Raw genomic sequence first — 2,577 nt, 5'->3', positions numbered from 1 at the left:
ATCCGCGCCGGCACAATGGCTGGGTTCGACGACGGCACCGGCGTCGCGGTCGGACGCCGGCTCGCCGAAGCCCTCGGCCTCCAGGCCGGCGACAACATCACCCTCTCGACTCCGAAGGGCGCCACGACGCCGTTCGGCACGGCCCCCCGCACCAAGGCCTACACCGTCAAGGCGATCTTCGAGATCGGCATGACAGAGTTCGACGCCACCTTCGTCTTCATGCCACTCGCCGAATCCCAGGCCTACTTCAACCGCGACGGCGACGTCAGCCTGATCGAGGTCTATCTCGACAATGCCGATTCCGTGGCGGCCCTGCGCTCCGATCTCGAAATGGCGGCCGAGAGGCCGGTGGTGCTCACCGACTGGCGCCAGCGCAACCGCACCTTCTTCGGCGCGCTCGAGGTCGAGCGGAACGTGATGTTCCTCATCCTCAGCCTGATCGTCGTGGTGGCGACCCTGAACATCGTCTCGGGACTCATCCTGCTCGTGCGCGACAAGTCGAGCGACATCGCCATCCTGCGCACCATGGGTGCGACGCCGGGCACGGTGATGCGGGTCTTTCTCATCAACGGGGCGCTCATCGGCATCGTCGGGACACTCGGCGGGCTGGCGCTCGGCACCCTGATCACCCTGAACATCAAGGCGATCCAGCGGGTGCTGTTCCCCACCGCCTGGGACCCGACCGTGCGCTTCCTCGCCGAGATCCCGGCCGAGATGAACGCCAACGAGATCACCGTCGTGGTGGTCACCTCGATCGCCCTGTCGCTGATCGCGACGCTCTATCCCTCGTGGCGCGCCGCCCGGCTCGATCCGGTGCAGGCCCTGCGCTACGGCTGAGCGGACGAGAGGACCCTGTCCATGCCCTCATCAGCCGACGCGGCCGGCGTGCAGCCGGTCCCGGCCCTGTTCTTCTCGCGGGTCGAGCGCCGATACAGCCAGGGCACCGGCGCCCTTGAGATCCTGCGGGGCGCCGAACTTGCGATCTGGCCGGGCGAGATCGTCGCCCTGGTGGCACCCTCGGGTGCGGGAAAGTCGACCCTCCTGCACGTCGCCGGTCTGCTGGAACGGCCGGATGGCGGCGAGGTCTATATCGGCGGCACGCCAACCGCGACGCTCGCCGATTCCGAGCGCACGCGCCTGCGCCGCGAGCAGATGGGCTTCGTCTACCAGTTCCACCACCTCTTGCCCGAGTTCTCGGCACTGGAGAACGTGGTGATGCCCCAGCTCATCCGGGGCCTGAGCGGCAAAGAGGCCAAGGCCCGCGCCACGGAGCTCCTCAGCTTCCTCGGCCTCAAGGAGCGCCTCATCCATCGCCCGGCCGAACTCTCCGGCGGGGAGCAGCAGCGGGTGGCGATTGCACGCGCGGTGGCCAACGGGCCGCGCCTGCTCCTGGCGGACGAACCGACCGGCAACCTCGACCCGCACACCGCCTCCCACGTCTTCGGCATCCTGATGTCGCTGGTGCGCGCCTCCGGGCTCGCCGCCCTGGTGGCGACCCACAACCTCGATCTCGCCCGCCGCATGGACCGCCGGGTGACCATCCGCGACGGGCTGATCGAGCAGATGGCGTAGGGTTGCTGATCGTCTGATCCGGATTTATGTCTCGATATCTGTACAGATCGAGAGCGTCATGGCACAGGTTGGGTTCACCGAGCTGAGGAACAACCTCGCCACTCATTTCGACCGGGTCGAGAACGATTGGGCGGAGCTGGTGGTGACCCGCCAGAACCACGAGGCCCTGGTGATCCTGCCGCTCGCGGAACTCGAGAGCATGCGGGAGACGCTGCACCTGCTCGGGACGCCGGCCAACGCGAAGCGCCTGATGGAGTCGGTGGCGCAACTGGACAGGGGTGGTAGCAAGGCGCGCGAGCCGATCGAGGAATGAAGCTCGTCTGGTCGGACCACGCCTGGGACGATTATCTTCACTGGCAGGCCAGCGAGGCCGCCACGCTCCGCCGGATCAACGATCTGATCAAGGAAGCTCGTCGGACGCCGTTCACGGGCACGGGTAAGCCGGAACCTTTGAGGGGGAAACCTCGTCGGTTGGTGGTCGCGCCGGATCACCGGAAGCCATCGCCTCGCCTACCGCGTGAGCGGAAAGGGAGCCGAGCAGGCATTGGAGATCCTGCAATGCCGCTGGCATTACGATCCCTGACGTCGACGGATGGGACTTTCACTATCCCTTCACCATCAAACTCGAACGCTCTCCCTCCCCGCTTTACACAGAACAAAACAAGAACAAAGATCGCTCCGTCAACTCAGGGAGCCGCCACGATGCTGAAGCGCATGATCCTCACCGGCATGGTCGAATTCACGGCCTTCGGGCTCCTGTCCGGCGCAGTCGCGCTCTGGGCGGTGGCATTGTCGCCGATGCGGTAGTGGCCGGGGAAGCACAGGCGCGCGCCCTTCCACAGCCAATGAAGGAGCCGGTGCTGATCTTGGTAGACGGGTAACGACGACTCGCGATGCTGGCGTCATGACCCTGAAAGATCCCGGCTTCGTCCATCTCCACGTCCATTCGTCGTTCTCGCTGCTGGAGGGCGCGCTGAAGGTCGGCGACCTCGTCAAGGCGGCCGC

Annotated in this window: 4 protein-coding genes and 1 pseudogene; all 5 read left to right on the top strand. The window is 66.2% G+C overall.

Annotated elements, in window-relative coordinates; genetic code table 11:
• On the top strand, positions 1–837 hold an 837-nt coding region (locus ACFE7U_RS04650; protein WP_375408565.1), incomplete at its 5' end, for an FtsX-like permease family protein.
• Positions 838–858: 21 nt separating this feature from the next.
• On the top strand, positions 859–1,572 hold the full coding sequence (locus ACFE7U_RS04645) for an ABC transporter ATP-binding protein (RefSeq protein WP_375408564.1): 714 nt from the start codon (positions 859–861) through the stop codon (positions 1,570–1,572).
• A gap of 58 nt (positions 1,573–1,630) precedes the next feature.
• Positions 1,631–1,885, top strand: a complete 255-nt coding sequence (locus tag ACFE7U_RS04640; protein ID WP_375408563.1) for a type II toxin-antitoxin system Phd/YefM family antitoxin — start codon at positions 1,631–1,633, stop codon at positions 1,883–1,885.
• A pseudogene (locus tag ACFE7U_RS04635) lies at positions 1,882–2,155 on the top strand (Txe/YoeB family addiction module toxin). Before ACFE7U_RS04640 ends, ACFE7U_RS04635 begins: the two are co-directional and overlap by 4 nt.
• A gap of 321 nt (positions 2,156–2,476) precedes the next feature.
• The coding region (locus ACFE7U_RS04630) for a PHP domain-containing protein (RefSeq protein WP_375408609.1) at positions 2,477–2,577 on the top strand (101 nt) is incomplete at its 3' end.

Origin of the sequence: uncultured Methylobacterium sp., assembly GCF_964251405.1 — a bacterium.
In the GTDB taxonomy this organism is placed as follows: domain Bacteria; phylum Pseudomonadota; class Alphaproteobacteria; order Rhizobiales; family Beijerinckiaceae; genus Methylobacterium.
This window is presented reverse-complemented; position numbering and strand designations above follow the sequence as displayed.

What these genes read in the sequence shown, in the direction of transcription:
- ACFE7U_RS04640 (WP_375408563.1), top strand. Translation starts at nt 1,631, where the DNA reads ATGGCACAGGTTGGGTTCACCGAGCTGAGGAACAACCTCGCCACTCAT.
- ACFE7U_RS04645 (WP_375408564.1), top strand. Translation starts at nt 859, where the DNA reads ATGCCCTCATCAGCCGACGCGGCCGGCGTGCAGCCGGTCCCGGCCCTG.